Consider the following 13,834-nt stretch of genomic DNA (forward strand, 5'->3'; position numbering starts at 1 on the left):
CACGCCTACGTCGCGGCGGCCCGGACGCCGAGGATGACGAGCGCGGCCCCGGCCACCCTGCCGACCGCACGCTTGAAGCGGGCCTGGCGAACGAGGTGTGCCCCTCGGTGGATGAGGGCCGTCCAGGTCAGCAGCCACACCGCCATCAGCAGGGCGTGGGCGGTGGCCAGGGTGAGGATCTGCCCGCCGACGGGACGGCCGGAGAGGACGAACTGCGGGACCAAGGTCAGGTAGATGGAGGCGGCCTTCGGGTTGAGCACGTTCGCGAGCAGGGCCTGGGTGTAGACGGAGCCGGTCCGTTTCGGCTGGTCCGTGAGCGTGGGAGACGGAGGCAGGGTGGTGGAGCGCCAGGTCCACAGGCCCAGGCCGACGAGGTAGGCCGCGCCGAGGAGTTTGACGGCGGTGAAGGCCTGGCTGGAGTGCATGACGAGTGCCGACAGGCCGGCGGCGGCCAGGGTCGCGTGCGCGTACAGGCCGGTGACCGTACCCAGGAGGACCGGGAGAGCCTGGCGGCGGCCGCCGGCCGTGACGTGCTGGATCAGCAGGGTCAGGCTGGCGCCGGGAGTGGCGATGATGGGCAGGATCGCCAGCAGGAACGCGGCGACCCCGTACGGGTGGATCATGCCGGGAGCACGACGCGGTAGTGCGTGGTGAGGCGGCGGTCGCCGTCCAGGACGTGGAAGGCGAGGCCGGGCGGTTGCTCGCGGTCGGCGGGCTGGTCACCCTCCCACGGCAGGCGCAGGGTCCAGGTGACGGCCGGTCCGACGATCAGGGGGCGGCCGGCGAACGTGGAGGCGGCGGCGGTGTGCGCGTGGCCGGTGAGCACGGCCACGACCTGGGGGTGGGCGTGGAGCAGCGCGGCGAGGGCGTCGGGTTCCTGCAGCCGGCCGGAGTCGGGCAGCGGGTGGTGGAGCTCGACGGGCGGCTGGTGGAAGGCGATCAGGGCGGGCGTGTCCGGGGCGAGCCCGTCGAGGGTGGTGCGCATCCAGGCGAGGGTTCCGGGGTCCAGGCGGCCCTCGTCGTGGCCGGGGATGGTGGAGTCGCACATCAGGATGGCGGTGCCGGCGATGTGGTGGACCCGGTTGATGGGGCCGGCGCCGGGTGGCCGGCGCAGCAGTGCCTTGCGGTAGGCGGAGCGGATGTCGTGATTGCCGGGGCAGGTGAGCACGGGGAAGGGCGCGGCCAGGAGCTCGGCGGCCTGCTCGTACTCCGCCTCCTCGCCGTGGTCGGCGATGTCGCCGGTGACCAGCAGGGCGTCGACGGGGCGGGGCAGCGCCCGCAGGTGGTCCATGACCTGGGTGGCGCGCCGGGTCGCCCGGTCGGTGCCGTCGAGGTGCAGGTCACTGATCTGAGCCAGCAGCACTGTCATCGTGCGATCTCCTGCGGGGTGTCTAATGGATAAATCTGATTTAGCGTTAGGAACATAAGGTATGGAGGGGACGTAAGCAACCAGGAGGTTCGAATGGAGCGGTGGCCGGCCCTGGAACTGGCGAGCACGATCCGTCACGACGGCAACGGCGGTGTCGCGGACGACCTGGCGACGTTGCGGAGCGCGACCTCCTGGATCGGCCAGCAGGCCGAGTTGCTGGCCGGCCACGTCGACCTTGCCGGGCTCACGATGGACGAAGGGCTCAGGAGCGAGCTGGTCGAGTTGCGCCGGGCCGTGCGGGCCCTGTTCGCGCAGGCGGTCAGCCCGGCACCGCCGAGCAGGGCCGACGCCGGCCGGCTGATGCCCGCCGAGCAGGCGCTGGCGCGGCTCAACGCGGCGGCCGCCCGCGAGGCGATCGTCCCGCAGCTCGACTGGCCGGCCGGCGGGACGCCGCGGGCGGGGGTGCTGTCGGCCGAGCGTGACGCGAACGTCCGGCTGGTCGCGGCCCTGGCCCGGGCCGCCATCGACTTCCTGAGCGGGCCTCAGCGGGAGCGGTTGCGGGCCTGCAACGCGCCGCGTTGCGTGCGCTACTTCGTGCAGAGCCACGGGCGGCAGGAGTGGTGCAAGCCGTCATGCGGCAACCGCGCCCGGGCGGCACGCCACTACCAGCGTCACAGCGCCACGGCCGCGCACGACCTGTCCGGATCCTCGCAACCGCTGTGAGCCGATCAGCCGAGCGCCGAGCAGCAGCGGCTCGCGGGAGGCCGGACGGCCGGGCGGGTCCTTGGCCGGAGCGGCCGCCACGACCCCGGCAGCACGCTCCGGCTCATTCCCGCGCAGCGGGAGCCATGGAGATGTTCCAGAAGCCGGCGTAGCGGCCGCCGTGGCCGAGCAGTTCGTCGTGGCTGCCTTCCTCCACGATCCGCCCGCCGTCGAGGAAGATGACGCGGTCGGCGCGTTGGACGGTACGCATGCGATGGGCCACCATCACCACCGTCCGGCCGGCCATCAGGCGTTCGATGCCCTCGTGGACGGCCGCCTCGTTGACCGGGTCCAGCGCCGAGGTCACCTCGTCGAGCAGCACGATGGGGGCGTTCTTCAGCAGCGCCCGCGCGATAGAGACCCGCTGGCGCTCACCACCGGACAGCAGCGCGCCACCCTCGCCGACGTTCGCCGCCCATCCGCCGGGCAGGCGCTCGATCACCTCGTCCAGCCGTGCCGCGGCAGCCGCGGCCCGCACGTCGGCCTCGTCGGCGTGGGGACGGCCCAGGCGCACGTTCTCCTCGATGGTGCCGTCGAAGAGGTAGACGTCCTGGAAGACGATGGCGATCCGCGCCATCAACGCCTCGGTGCTGATCGCGCGCACGTCCACGCCTCCCACGCGCACCGCGCCGGCGTCCACGTCGTAGAAGCGCGCCAGCAGCTGCAGCAGCGTGCTCTTGCCCGCCCCGGACGGCCCGACGACCGCCAGCCGCTGTCCCTCGGGGACGGTGAACGACACCTCGTCGAACACCGTGCGCTCGCCGTGCCGGAAGGTGACGGCATCGAACTCCAGGCCGTGGTGCGCCGGCTGCATCGGCTCGCGAGGTTCCCGCAGCGGCTCGGTGCGCAGCACCGTCTCGAGTCTGGCCAGCTCCGCACACGCGCCGCGAAGCTTGCCGCCGATGTCCGACAGCGACAGCAGCGGGTCGGCGCAGCGGGCGGCCAGCACCAGGATCGCCAGGATCTCCGCCGCGCTGATGTCCCCGCCGAGCGCGAGGTGGGCGCCCAGGACCAGGAGCCCGGTGAAGATCGCCTGCACGGTGAGCGTCAGCCCCACGGCGCCGGGCAGCGTCGCCAGCACGGTACGGCGGGAGGCGCGCTGGACATCCAGCAGCGAGTCGTCGAGCAGCTGGAAGCGTTCGCCGGTCCGCCCGCCGGCCCGCAGCACCGGCTGGGCCTGGAGGAATTCGATGACGCGCCCGCCGGCCTCCTGGTCGCGTTCGTGACGCTCGGCGTCGGCGGCGGCCGTCGCGCGTGCCGTCCAGGCCTGGATCGCCGCCACGACGGGTGCGGCGAGCAACGCGGCCAGCCCCATCCGCCAGTTGAAGGCGGTCATCACGGCCACGATGGTCAGCGGCGTGACCAGGGCGGAGATGAACGGTGCCAGCAGATGCGCGGCCACGCCCATGGCTTGCAGGAGGCCGCGGCCGGCCAGGACGGACACCTCGCCGATGCGACCGGCGTCGTACCAGCCGAGGGGGAGGCGGGCCAGGTGCTCGCCGAGCCGGTGATACATGCCGCGCAACATGGTGGTCCCGACCCGCATGCCGGACAAGTCGCTGATGTAGCGCAGCACGGCGTAGAGGGCGACCGCGGCCCCGAACGCGACCAGCCAGGGCACGGCGTCCGCGGGCGTGCTGCCGAGCAGCGCCCGCAGCACCGGGACCAGCAGCGCGTAGGACAAACCTTCGACCACCGCGGTGATCGTCATCAGGATCACGGTGCGGCGCATCGCCCGGGCGTACTCGTCTCCGAGCACGCGCAGCAACATTCGGATCATCGGGGCTCGTCTCCTCGCAGTACGCCACCGTGGGTCTCGGTCTCGGCGGATCGATGGGATCGCCAGAACTCGGCGAACCTTCCGCCCCGTGTCAGCAGGTCGGCGGGCCTGCCGCGTTCGACGATCGCTCCGTCCTCCAGCACCACGACGGTGTCGGCGTCGGCGACCGTCTCCAGCCGGTGGGCGATGACGACGATCGTGCGGTCGCCGCTCAGCGTCGCCAGGGCCCGGCGGACCGCCTGTTCGGTCTGCGGGTCGGCGAAGGAGGTCGCCTCGTCCAGCACCAGAACGGGCGCGTCGGCCAGCAGCGCGCGGGCGATCGAGATCCGCTGCGCCTCGCCTCCGGACAGCTTGGCCTCCTCACCGAGCACTGTGTCGTATCCGCGTGGCAGCTGGAGGATGCGGTCGTGGATCCCGGCCAGCCGGGCAGCGCGGACCACGTCGTCGCGGCCGGCCCGCGGCACGGCCAGCGCGATGTTGTCGGCGACCGAGACGCGCAGCAGACGGACGTCCTGGAAGACGAAGGACACCTGCCGATACAGCTCCCGGCTGCCGATCTCGCGCAGATCGACGCCGCCGAGAAGGACCGAGCCGTGGGTGGGGTCGAAGAACCGCGGCAGCAGCTGGACCAGCGTGGACTTGCCGCTTCCCGACGGCCCGACGATCGCGGTGACCGTCCCCGGCTCCAGCACCAGGTCGATGCCGCGCAGCACCTCGTGCTCGGCCCCGTGATCGACCTCGTAGGCGAAGCGGACGTCACGCAGTTCCACCCGGTGCCCCTGCGGCGGACGCGGGCGGGCGGGCTCGGGCAGTGGCCGGACCGCGAGCACGTCCTTGATCCGGCCGACCGCGCGTCCGGCGCTCTGCAGATCGTCGAAGCCGTGGCCGAGCGCCGCCACCGGAGCGGTCAGTCCCAGCCCGAGCAGCAGGAACGGCAGCAGATCCGCCGGGGCCAGGCCACCGGACGTGATCAGCGCCGCGCCACCGACCAGCACGGTGAGCAGCACGAACGGCGGCGACAGCGCCAGCTGCATCCCGGCGGCGATCACGGACATGCCGCGCACCCAGCGGGAGAAGATGCTGACGAAGTCGTCGGCGGCCGTCAGGAACGAGCGGTGGGCGCGCTCGCCTCCGCCGAACGCCTTGACCACCGAGATGCCTTGCACGAACTCGACGACCGAGCTGGAGATCCGTCCCATGGCCGCGTCGTAGTCCTGCTGCTCGCGCGTCCTGGCGGGCAGCATCAGCAGCGGGACCAGCGCCATCGCCAGCACCACAGGAATCAACGTGATCAGCGTGAGCCGCCAGTCGACGGTGAACAAGTAGATCAGCGACGCCAGCGGCACCACGAACGCGGCGACGAGCTCGCCGGGCGCGTGGGCGATGAACGGGTGCACGGCGCTCACGTCCTCGCCCACCACCTTGGCCAGCTCGCCGGTGCGGCGCCGGGAGAACCAGCCGATCGGGACGCGCCCCAGCGACGCGGCCAGCTGCCGGCGGAACGTCAGTTGCACCCGGCTGTCGAGAACATGCCCGATGCCCGACGACGCGGCGGTGAACAGCAGCCGGACGAGCAGGCCGGCCGCACCCGCGATCACCGTGGTCCGGACGTGCGCGTGGTCGATCGGGCCGGGCGACAGCAGGGTACGGCCCAGCTCGACGACCGCCAGCAGCGGGGCCAGACCCGCGAGCGCCCCGACGACCTGCAGGATCACCACGGCCGCGAAACTCCGCACATGAGGGCGCAGCAGCCGTGTCATGCTCTGTCCCGCCGCGGAATCGGCATCCGGTTGCTCGATCGTCTGAGCGAGGTCGGTGGTGGTGGTCATCGTTCTCCGGTCTTCGTCGATCTCGTCACGACCCGGCCCGTGGCCGGACCGATGGCAGGTGAGGGGGCGGTGGATGAAGGGGCAGGATGGGAGCGGGCCGGCGTGGGCTTCCAGGCTCCGGTCCGCATCTCCAGGCGGCGGCCTCGCGGCAGGGTGACGGCCATGATGGTGCTGGGGATGTCCAGCTCGATGCGGTGCCACCGTCCGCGCGGGACGATGGCGGCGGTTCCGGCCGTCAGCCTGATCTCCTCCTCCTGCTGCCCCGGCCGCTCGGGGCGGAGGTAGAGGCGGATCTTCCCGATGAGGCAGGAGATGATCTCCTCGGCCTCGGGGTGGACCTCCCAGTGGTCGGCGTGGACGTCGGCGCCGGTCTTCGCGTGGAAGGCCGTCAGCTGCCAGCCGTCCTGGCCGGAGTCCGTGAATCTTCTCCCGGCGTGGATCTCGCCGCCTTGGCGCAGGTGGATGGAGGACTCGAAGAGATCGATCGGGGTGACGGTCATGCCGCGTCGGCGTTCCTGCGATGAGTTTCAGCCGTCGGGTCGGGATCGCCCGCGACCCGTGGAAGGTGCCGGGCCGCACTCGCCCCTGGCGTCTGTCGTGCGCATGCTGGACATCGTGGCGTCCAGCTCTCCGTGGTCCCGTCGGGAATGGTCATGAGCCCAACTGTCGCCGCCGGTGCGCGCCGGTGGATTGGACAAATGTTCCCCTCGCTCGGCTCCCCTAGCATGGGAGCATGCGGTCCACTGTGCGCGAACGTGACGATGCCCTCGTGTGGGACGCCGCATCGTCAGTGCGGCGCAGCAGGGTGACGGGTGTCACCATGGCCGGCTTCCGTGACCGGGGCACGGCTCCGGAGGGTCATCGGCTGATTCCGCACCCGGCCGTGACGCTGGCTCTGGACGTGGGGGCCGGCCCGCCCGTCGTCGAGGACGTCGCCGGGCGGCGGCACCGGGGAAGTCTTGTCGCCGGGCTCGGGCTCGGCGGCGCGGTGTGGGTGCGAGGCCAGGACATCGCTTGTGTTCAGGTGCGCCTGTCACCCGTGGTCGCCCGCGCGATTCTGGGCGTCGGCCCGGCCGAGCTGGACGGCTGCGTGGTGACGCTGGACGACCTGTGGGGCAGGCAGGCGTCACGGATCAGCGAGCGACTGGGCGAGGTCTCCTCCTGGCAGGATCGCTTCGCGTTGATCGAGGCGTTGCTCGCCCGTCGGCGTGAGGCGGGGTCGCCGGTCGAGCCTGAGGTGGCCTGGGCCTGGCACCGGATCGTGGCCGGCCGCGGCCTGGTCCGGGTGGAGCTGCTGGCGGCCGAGCTCGGCTGGAGCCGCAAGCGCCTGTGGCGGCGATTCCATGCGCAGATCGGCCTGCCGCCCAAGCGCGCCGCGAAGCTGGTCCGCTTCGACCATGCCGTCCACCGCCTGGCCGCGGGGCACGACGCGGCCGGGGTCGCGGCGGACGGCGGCTACGCCGACCAGTCCCACCTGCATCGGGACGTCATGGAGTTCGCCGGGGTGACCCCCGCGGCCGTGGCCCACGAGCCATTTCTGGCGGTTGACGACGTCGCCTGGCCCAGCCACGGAACACCCGGCCAGCCCGGCGCTGCCGATCGAGCGCACGTGGCGTGACCGCCCTGGACTTCGTTCTTGCCCTCGTTCCCCGAGTGATCAGCGACAATAGGATCATGACGCGTGGCACTGTGAAGTTCTTCAAGGCCGAGAAGGGGTGGGGAGCGATTTCCTCTCCTGCGCTCCCGGCCGATCGCGATGCGTTCGTGCACTTCGGCGATATCGTCGGGAGCGGATATCGGGTTCTGGAGGCAGGCGAGGAGGTCGAGTTCGACCTCGTCGAACGCTCGCAGGACAGCTTCGACTACGTGGCCGAGAACGTCCGCAGACTGTGACGCACCAGGCCAGCGCTCGCCGACCAGGCGGACGCGGTACAGACATCCGCCGACACGGGCAATCCGATGATCCTGGGCGTGCTGGACACCGCCAACGCCCCGACGACGCTCTCCAGCACCGCGTCGTCCGCCCTGAACGTCGCCACGACCGCCCCTAGCGCATGGGCGGTGACGGGCCCGGATCCCTGCCCGGCCCGCCGGACCGCGGCGCGCCCGGTCCGTACGGGCGTGAAGCCGCTCTGAAGCGGCCCCGAAGCCGGGCCGTGTTCGACTGCCGGTCAGCGGACACCTCGGATGGAAGACACCATGCGCTCAACGCGTTCCCCGCGACGACCTGCCCTGCCCCGATCGCGCCTGCGCGGACCGTGCCTGACACTGGCCGCGCTCACCGCGCTGGCCGCCGGATCGCCGGCGACAAGCGCTCAACCGTCACTGGGGTGGGTGGGCACTCGCGGAGCGCGCGTCGTAGGCGCGCTGCCGGGCGCCGATGTCGTCGGCGTGTTCGACCGCCCAGGTGTAGAGGTACGAGAACGGCTCGCGCAGCGACTCGCCGAGTGGCGTCCGCGAGTACTCCACCCCCACGGGCGAGGTCGGCAGATCGCTCCGGCCTGAAGGCGTGGGCGTCGGCGCCGCCGCCACCGGTCAACAGCCGCCCGGCAGTGACGAGGCCGGGCGGAGGTGATGCTCCGCCCGGCCTGTGTCATCGGGCGAGCGGCGTCAATGCGATCTTGTCCACGTCGGGGGCGTACCTGGAGCGGAGCAGGATGTCGGGGAAGGTGTCGGAGATGTAGGTGCCGCCGTCGAAGTTCGGCAGCTCTTGGGAGCCGAAGGTGACGGTGTTGGCTCCCTTCCTGAGCTGGATCGGGATGGTCTGCTCCCAGAAGTTGCCGGCGTGGAAGGTGTGCGGGAACCAGGCCCGCTGGGGGTGGGCGCCGTTGACGGAGATCTCGGCGTGGCGGGCCAGCGGGTCCGGGTTGTAGTGGGAGGCGGGGGACTGCTCGGGGTTGGAGTAGCGGACGGTCATGGCGTAGGTGCCCGGCCTGGGGGCGGTGACGTCGAAGGTGAGGGTGTTGGCGTTGCCCGGCGCGCCGCCGATGTCGGTGACCGCCTTGCCGCCGCCGGCCAGCGGGTGCGTGGTGACCTTGGCGGTGCCGGCGAGGCGGGCGGACTCGGCCTCGTACCACGTCGGCTTGAGCGTGCCGTCGGTGTCGGCGACGCGGAGGCGGTCCAGGCGGAGCGTGCCGGACTGGCCGGTGAGGGTGATCTTGTTGATGCCGCCGGACAGGAACGCCTTCACCTTGGTGCCGGCGTTGACGCCGGTGAGGCGGTGGCCGTTGACGTCGAGCCGGGCCCGGCCGCCGCCGAGGGTGTCGAGGCTGAGGGTGGATTCGCCGTCGCCGGGGGAGTAGACCCAGAAGGTCGCGCTCTGGTCCTTCCCGATGGCGGTGTGCCCCGGGCCGGAGACCTTCTTGCGGGTGTAGTCGGTGCGGGCGCCGTCGAGGGTGGCGTACTCGGCCTCGTAGATCGTCTCGGCCGCCGCCGGGTTGGCGAGGGAGAGGTCGATCTTGTCGATGATGGCGTCGCCCTTGGTGGCGCGGGTGCCGTCGAGGCTGCGCGCGGCCAGGGTGAGCACGTGGTCGCCCTTGGTCAGCGTGACCTTCGTGTCGGCGTGGTCCCAGACCACCCACTTGTAGCCCAGGGGCAGGTGCAGCTCCTGCTCGGCGCCGCCGTCCACGCGGAGGAAGACGTTGGTGGGACCCTGTTCGCGGACGGCGTCGGAGGTGTTGAGGGAGTTGGCGAAGACCGACAGGTCGTAGGCGCCGTCCCGCGGCACGGAGACCTTGAAGTCGAGTGCCAGGGTCGAGCCGGTGCGCAGGCCGCCGACGTTGTAGCCGCCCGAGGTGTAGAACTTGGCGACGTCCGAGGGTGAGCCCTCGGGGCCGTTGCGGTGGTAGGGCGCGCCGGTGTGGCTCGCGTCCTCGGCCTCGTACGTGGCCCGCCACAGCTTGGTCGCCTGGGCGGGGGAGGTCGCGTCCTCACCCGGCGTGAGGATGATCTGGTATGCCGAAGCCTCCTTGAGGCGGGGCAGGGCGTCGCCGAAGGCGAAGGCCACGGAGCCGTCCCGCACCGGCCGGTCCAGCTCGGCGAGGACCTCGGGCTGGGCGGAGTCGCCGAGCTGCCCGGTCCACGGGATCTCCTGGACCAGTGCGTGCACGGTGGTGCCGAACAGCTCGGTGTCGATGTTGTCGAACCGGACGCCGGCCTTGCCCGCCGCGCCGCCGAACAGGGCGCGGGCCTGCGCCTTGGCCCTGTCGAGGGTGGCGACGCCCTGGAGGGTGTAGCTGACGTCCGGGCGCGGCGGGGTGACCTTGACCGTGCTGCCGCTCAGCCGGCTGTAGGCGTTGAGCAGCCACCACTGGCCGTTGCCGCGGCTCGCCTGCACGGCGGAGTCGGACAGGTTGCCGTCGATGTTCCAGTACGCGATGTCGGCGTCCACCTTCGACTCCTCGATGGCCGAGATCCACTGGATCATCTGGCCGGGCACTGAGGTGTGGTAGTTGTAGGCGTACTCGTTGAGGTTGATCGGCAGCCGCCGGTCGCCGAGGACGGCGCGCTCCCAGCCGCGGTACTTGGCCACGTTCGTACGGATGCGCGCAGGGTCGCCGAGCTCGTGCCAGGTGACGACGTCGGGGACGGTCCTGCTCGTGGCCGTGTGCCGCAGGAAGCCCTCCACCTGCGCGTACAGCACGCTCGTGTTGGGGCCCGCGATGCGGGCGTCCGGCATCTTGCCCTTGATGAGCGCGTAGATCTCGTCCCAGGCCTTGAAGTAGTGCTGCGGGTCGCTGAGCCAGCTGATCCGGTTGTAGCTCCACTGGCCGGTGCCGAACATGTTGCCTTCGGGTTCGTTGAACGGAACGAAGACGATGTTGTCCTGATATTTCGGGTCGAGCTTGAGGACCTGGTCGACCTGCTTGGCGATCTTGGCCTTGAAGTCGTCCAGCCGGGCCTCGGGGGTGTCGCCGGGCCACTGGTAGGGGAAGCCGCGGTAGATGTCGGTCATGTAGATGTACACGTCGCCGTCCGTGGCGTCGGCCAGCGGCTTGACCACCTCCAGGGCGTCGGCGCCCGGGTGCTGGGGGCCGTCCTGCGCCTTGGTGGAGACGGTACGCAGGTTGATGCCTTCGAGGAGGTTGCGGTTCGGGACGCCTTCGCCGTAGACGCCGTACAGGGTGCCGGACGCGCCGCCGTGGAAGGGGCCGGTCTCGGTGCCGAGGTCGATGGAGAGGTCGTTGCCGACCACCTTGATCGTGGCCTGGACGGCGGTGCCGTGCGCGGTGCCCTTGACGGTGAACTGCCCGGGCTGGGCGTACCGGCCGGGATCGACGGCGTCCCAGGTGATGGGGACGCGGCGGCGGATGCCGTCGGAGAACTGCGCCTGGGCGGTCTCCGGCAGGTCCGGCGCGATCTCGGGGTACGTCGTGACCTCGAAGGTGGTCTGCTCGACCGTGGTGATCGTGGCCAGGTGGTCGCCGGCCAGGCCCGCGACCTGCTCGGCGGTCATGGCGGCGTCGTACACGCGGAAGTCGTCCAGGTCGCCGGCCAGGAACGGGTGCCCGCCCCAGAACGGCTTGCCCAGGAAGCCGGAGGTGGTGTTGCCGTCGGCGTGCATGACCGCGGCCAGGTCGAGCTGGGCGGTGGTGCTGCCGATGGCGGCGCCGTTGGCGTAGTAGGTGATGGTCTTGCCGTCGATCGTGGTGACGAGGTTGACCCACCGGCCGGTCGGCAGCTTCTGGGCGCCGGGCACGCCCACCTCGGAGTTGCCGTTGACCGGCTTGATGGAGGAGCGGGTGGTGGCCTCGCCAGCGTAGGACGGGGTGACGAAGGTGGCGGTGCCGGCGTCCTTGCCGAGGTTGTAGACCCATTGGAAGTCGGGCCCGCCCGACCAGTTGAGCCAGGTCGAGATCGTCATGGCGTGGCGGTCGCGGAACAGGCCGTTGGGGATGGACACGTAGGGGGCGGTGGCGGAGCCGGTCGGGCCGCCGGGCAGGGACAGCGCCTGGGTGCCGTCCGCGCCGGTGGCCGTGCGGGTGGAGGCGGGGTTGACCAGGGTGCCGTCGAGTCCGGAGGGGGAGCGGTCGGTGACGGTGCCGCCGGACAGGTCGCCTTCGAAGTCGTAGTGCAGGACGAGGTTCGGGACGGCCGCGGCGCCTGCCGGTAAGGCGGCTGCCGGGACGGCGGTCAGTGCGAGGGCGGAGGCGAGGGCGGCGTGCCGCAGGCGTACGCGGGCCCGCCGGGACCAGGGTTGAGACATGCGCGTTCCCGTTCAGGGAGGGGGACGAATCTGGGTCGAATCGATTCGACTGGACGATAAGCGTCCCGTCGGGTGGCGGTCAAGAGCCGGAAACCTCCGCGACACGCCCCCGAGAGGGTCGTCAGGTGCGGGGGCGGGCGGGGCCGGTCGTGCTGCGGAGCGAGACGGGCGGCGCGAGCAGGAGATGGCGGTGCGGGGTGGCGGGGTCGGCGATGCGCTGGATCAGCAGCTCCACGGCGCGCGCCCCCATCTCGTCGGCCGGGACGTCGGCGGCGGTGAGCGGCGGATGCACGCTCTCGGCCCAGTGCTGGGCCGCCACGCCGGCGATGGAGAAGTCACCGGGCACGCTCAGCCCCGCCTCGGCCAGCCCCCGGTACAGGCCGGCGACGGCGGCCTCGTTGATGGTGGCGACGGCGGTCAGCTCCGGGTGCTCGGCGAGCAGTTGCTGGAGGCAGGTCTGCCCGGCCTGGGCGTCGTCGGCGCAGCAGACCCGCACGCCCCGCAGGCCGCGCTCGGCCACGGCGCGGTCGAAGCCGGCCTGCGCGCGGTGGCCGGGGCCGTACCCGGCCGCGACCAGTTCGGCGTTGCGGTTGACCAGCGCCAGGTGCCGGTGACCGAGGTCGGCCAGGTGGTGCACGCACTTGGCGATGAGCGTCTCGTAGTCGACGTCCACCCAGGACATCTCCTCCGGGCGGCGGGTGCGGCCGATGCCCACGAACGGCACGCCGCTGTGCAGCAGCCGGGCGACCCGGTCGTCCTCCAGCCGGATCTCCATCAGGATGACGCCGTCCACGCGCCGGCCGCTGACCACCCGTTCGAAGGAGCGGTCGTGCTCCCCGCCCGAAGGCGACAGCAGGACGTCCAGGTCGGCGCGGGCGGCGGCGTCGACCACGCTGGCCACGAAACCGAGCTGCATGTCGGTCAGGCGCTGGCTGGCCGGTGGTATGACCAGGCCGATCGTGCGGGTGCGGCCCTCCTTCAGCGCCCTGGCCGAGGCGTTGGGCCGGTAGTCCAGCTCGTCGATGACCGCCTGGATGCGGCGTTTGGTCTCCTCCGACACCGGGCGCTTGCCGGTGAGCGCGTAGGAGACCGTGCTGCGCGACACGCCCGCCCGCTTGGCGATCTCTCCGATGTTCACCGTGCTCCTCGTCCGAACCTGCCGGTCGCGGACCATCGTATGTCGAATCGGTTCTGGCCGTGGTACGCAGGCCCGTCCCGGGCCGGCGACCTGCCTTCTCGCGCGCGTTCGGCGCAACATCTCCGCATCCTTGCGCTCCTGCTCATTGACGCGGGCGGGGGAGCGGGCCTATGTTCGGGCGAACCGATTCGACGAACCGATTCGACTTCGTTTCGAAACAGCCGCGTAACGCCTGTCAGCGGAGGTCAGCTCAATGAGATCAGCGGCAAGGAGCCGGCGTGCGGCCGGCGCGAGTCTGGCGGCTGTGGCCGCAGTGGGCGGGCTGGTCGCCTGCTCGTCGACGTCCGGTGGCAGTGACGCCGGCACCGCGAGCGCCGGGCAGGCCGCGGGCGGCGGAACCTACACGATCTGGGACCCGTACCCGCAGTACGACAAGAGCTCGGAGTGGGTCAAGCTGCTGGACAAGTGCGGCACCGACGCCGGGGTCAAGGTCGAGCGAACCGGCTACGACACCAGCGACCTGACCAACAAGGCGCTGCTGGCCGCGCAGCAGGGCAACTCGCCGGACGTGCTGATCGTGGACAACCCGGTGGTCTCGACGCTGGCCGAGGCCGGGGTGCTGACCACGACCGAGGAGAACAAGCTCGACGCGTCGGCGATCGCGCCGAACCTGCTGGCCGCCGGGCAGGCGGGCGGCAAGACCTACGGCATCCCGATCGGCGCCAACACCCTCGCCCTGTACTACAACAAG

At 71.6% G+C, this 13,834-nt stretch carries 12 protein-coding genes; 4 read left to right on the forward strand and 8 right to left on the reverse strand.

What is annotated here, in order from left to right; all coding sequences use genetic code 11:
* Positions 1–5 precede the first annotated feature (5 nt).
* Entirely contained in the window at positions 6–623 is a 618-nt protein-coding gene (locus AB0I79_RS41600) for a LysE family translocator (RefSeq protein WP_357885543.1), read from the reverse strand.
* On the reverse strand, positions 620–1,369 hold the full coding sequence (locus tag AB0I79_RS41605) for a metallophosphoesterase (protein WP_357885545.1): 750 nt from the start codon (positions 1,367–1,369) through the stop codon (positions 620–622). The genes AB0I79_RS41600 and AB0I79_RS41605 overlap by 4 nt, the downstream gene beginning before the upstream one ends.
* Before the next feature lie 93 nt (positions 1,370–1,462).
* Here AB0I79_RS41605 and AB0I79_RS41610 point away from each other — a divergent pair, with 93 nt between their 5' ends.
* A complete protein-coding gene (locus AB0I79_RS41610; RefSeq protein WP_357885547.1) occupies positions 1,463–2,092 on the forward strand; it encodes a CGNR zinc finger domain-containing protein in 630 nt (209 codons plus the stop codon).
* A 103-nt stretch (positions 2,093–2,195) separates the two neighbouring features.
* On the opposite strand, the gene AB0I79_RS41615 is transcribed toward AB0I79_RS41610, so the two are convergent.
* The 3 genes from AB0I79_RS41615 to AB0I79_RS41625 are packed head-to-tail and all read right to left on the reverse strand — an operon-like array spanning position 2,196 to position 6,240.
* Positions 2,196–3,911 (reverse strand): ABC transporter ATP-binding protein, encoded by a 1,716-nt coding sequence (locus AB0I79_RS41615; RefSeq protein ID WP_357885549.1) that lies wholly within the window; start codon positions 3,909–3,911, stop codon positions 2,196–2,198.
* Positions 3,908–5,740, reverse strand: a complete 1,833-nt coding sequence (locus AB0I79_RS41620) for an ABC transporter ATP-binding protein (RefSeq protein ID WP_357885551.1) — start codon at positions 5,738–5,740, stop codon at positions 3,908–3,910. The genes AB0I79_RS41615 and AB0I79_RS41620 overlap by 4 nt, the downstream gene beginning before the upstream one ends.
* Positions 5,737–6,240: a cupin gene (locus AB0I79_RS41625; RefSeq protein WP_357885553.1), complete on the reverse strand. Its 504-nt coding sequence runs from the start codon at positions 6,238–6,240 to the stop codon at positions 5,737–5,739. The genes AB0I79_RS41620 and AB0I79_RS41625 overlap by 4 nt, the downstream gene beginning before the upstream one ends.
* Before the next feature lie 233 nt (positions 6,241–6,473).
* Between AB0I79_RS41625 and AB0I79_RS41630 the strand changes: the two genes are divergently transcribed.
* Both AB0I79_RS41630 and AB0I79_RS41635 read left to right on the forward strand, forming a co-directional pair.
* Positions 6,474–7,358, forward strand: a complete 885-nt coding sequence (locus AB0I79_RS41630; RefSeq protein ID WP_357885555.1) for a helix-turn-helix domain-containing protein — start codon at positions 6,474–6,476, stop codon at positions 7,356–7,358.
* The gene (locus AB0I79_RS41635; RefSeq protein WP_357885557.1) at positions 7,355–7,633 is read left to right on the forward strand and encodes a cold shock domain-containing protein; all 279 of its coding nucleotides are present in this window, start codon (positions 7,355–7,357) and stop codon (positions 7,631–7,633) included. The genes AB0I79_RS41630 and AB0I79_RS41635 overlap by 4 nt, the downstream gene beginning before the upstream one ends.
* Positions 7,634–8,062: 429 nt before the next feature.
* Here the strand turns inward: AB0I79_RS41635 and AB0I79_RS41640 are convergent, their stop codons facing one another.
* The 3 genes from AB0I79_RS41640 to AB0I79_RS41650 all read right to left on the reverse strand — a co-directional run bounded on the left by AB0I79_RS41640 (position 8,063) and on the right by AB0I79_RS41650 (position 13,083).
* Positions 8,063–8,209, reverse strand: coding sequence for a hypothetical protein (locus AB0I79_RS41640; RefSeq protein WP_357885559.1), 147 nt, complete (start codon positions 8,207–8,209; stop codon positions 8,063–8,065).
* Positions 8,210–8,333: 124 nt separating this feature from the next.
* On the reverse strand, positions 8,334–11,945 hold the full coding sequence (locus tag AB0I79_RS41645) for a LamG-like jellyroll fold domain-containing protein (RefSeq protein WP_357885561.1): 3,612 nt from the start codon (positions 11,943–11,945) through the stop codon (positions 8,334–8,336).
* A 121-nt stretch (positions 11,946–12,066) separates the two neighbouring features.
* On the reverse strand, positions 12,067–13,083 hold the full coding sequence (locus AB0I79_RS41650; protein ID WP_357885563.1) for a LacI family DNA-binding transcriptional regulator: 1,017 nt from the start codon (positions 13,081–13,083) through the stop codon (positions 12,067–12,069).
* A gap of 304 nt (positions 13,084–13,387) precedes the next feature.
* Between AB0I79_RS41650 and AB0I79_RS41655 the strand changes: the two genes are divergently transcribed.
* Positions 13,388–13,834, forward strand: a 447-nt coding sequence (locus AB0I79_RS41655; protein WP_357885565.1) for an extracellular solute-binding protein, incomplete at its 3' end; no start/stop codon positions are given.

This window comes from Nonomuraea sp. NPDC050202 (assembly GCF_040656115.1).
In the GTDB taxonomy this organism is placed as follows: domain Bacteria; phylum Actinomycetota; class Actinomycetes; order Streptosporangiales; family Streptosporangiaceae; genus Nonomuraea.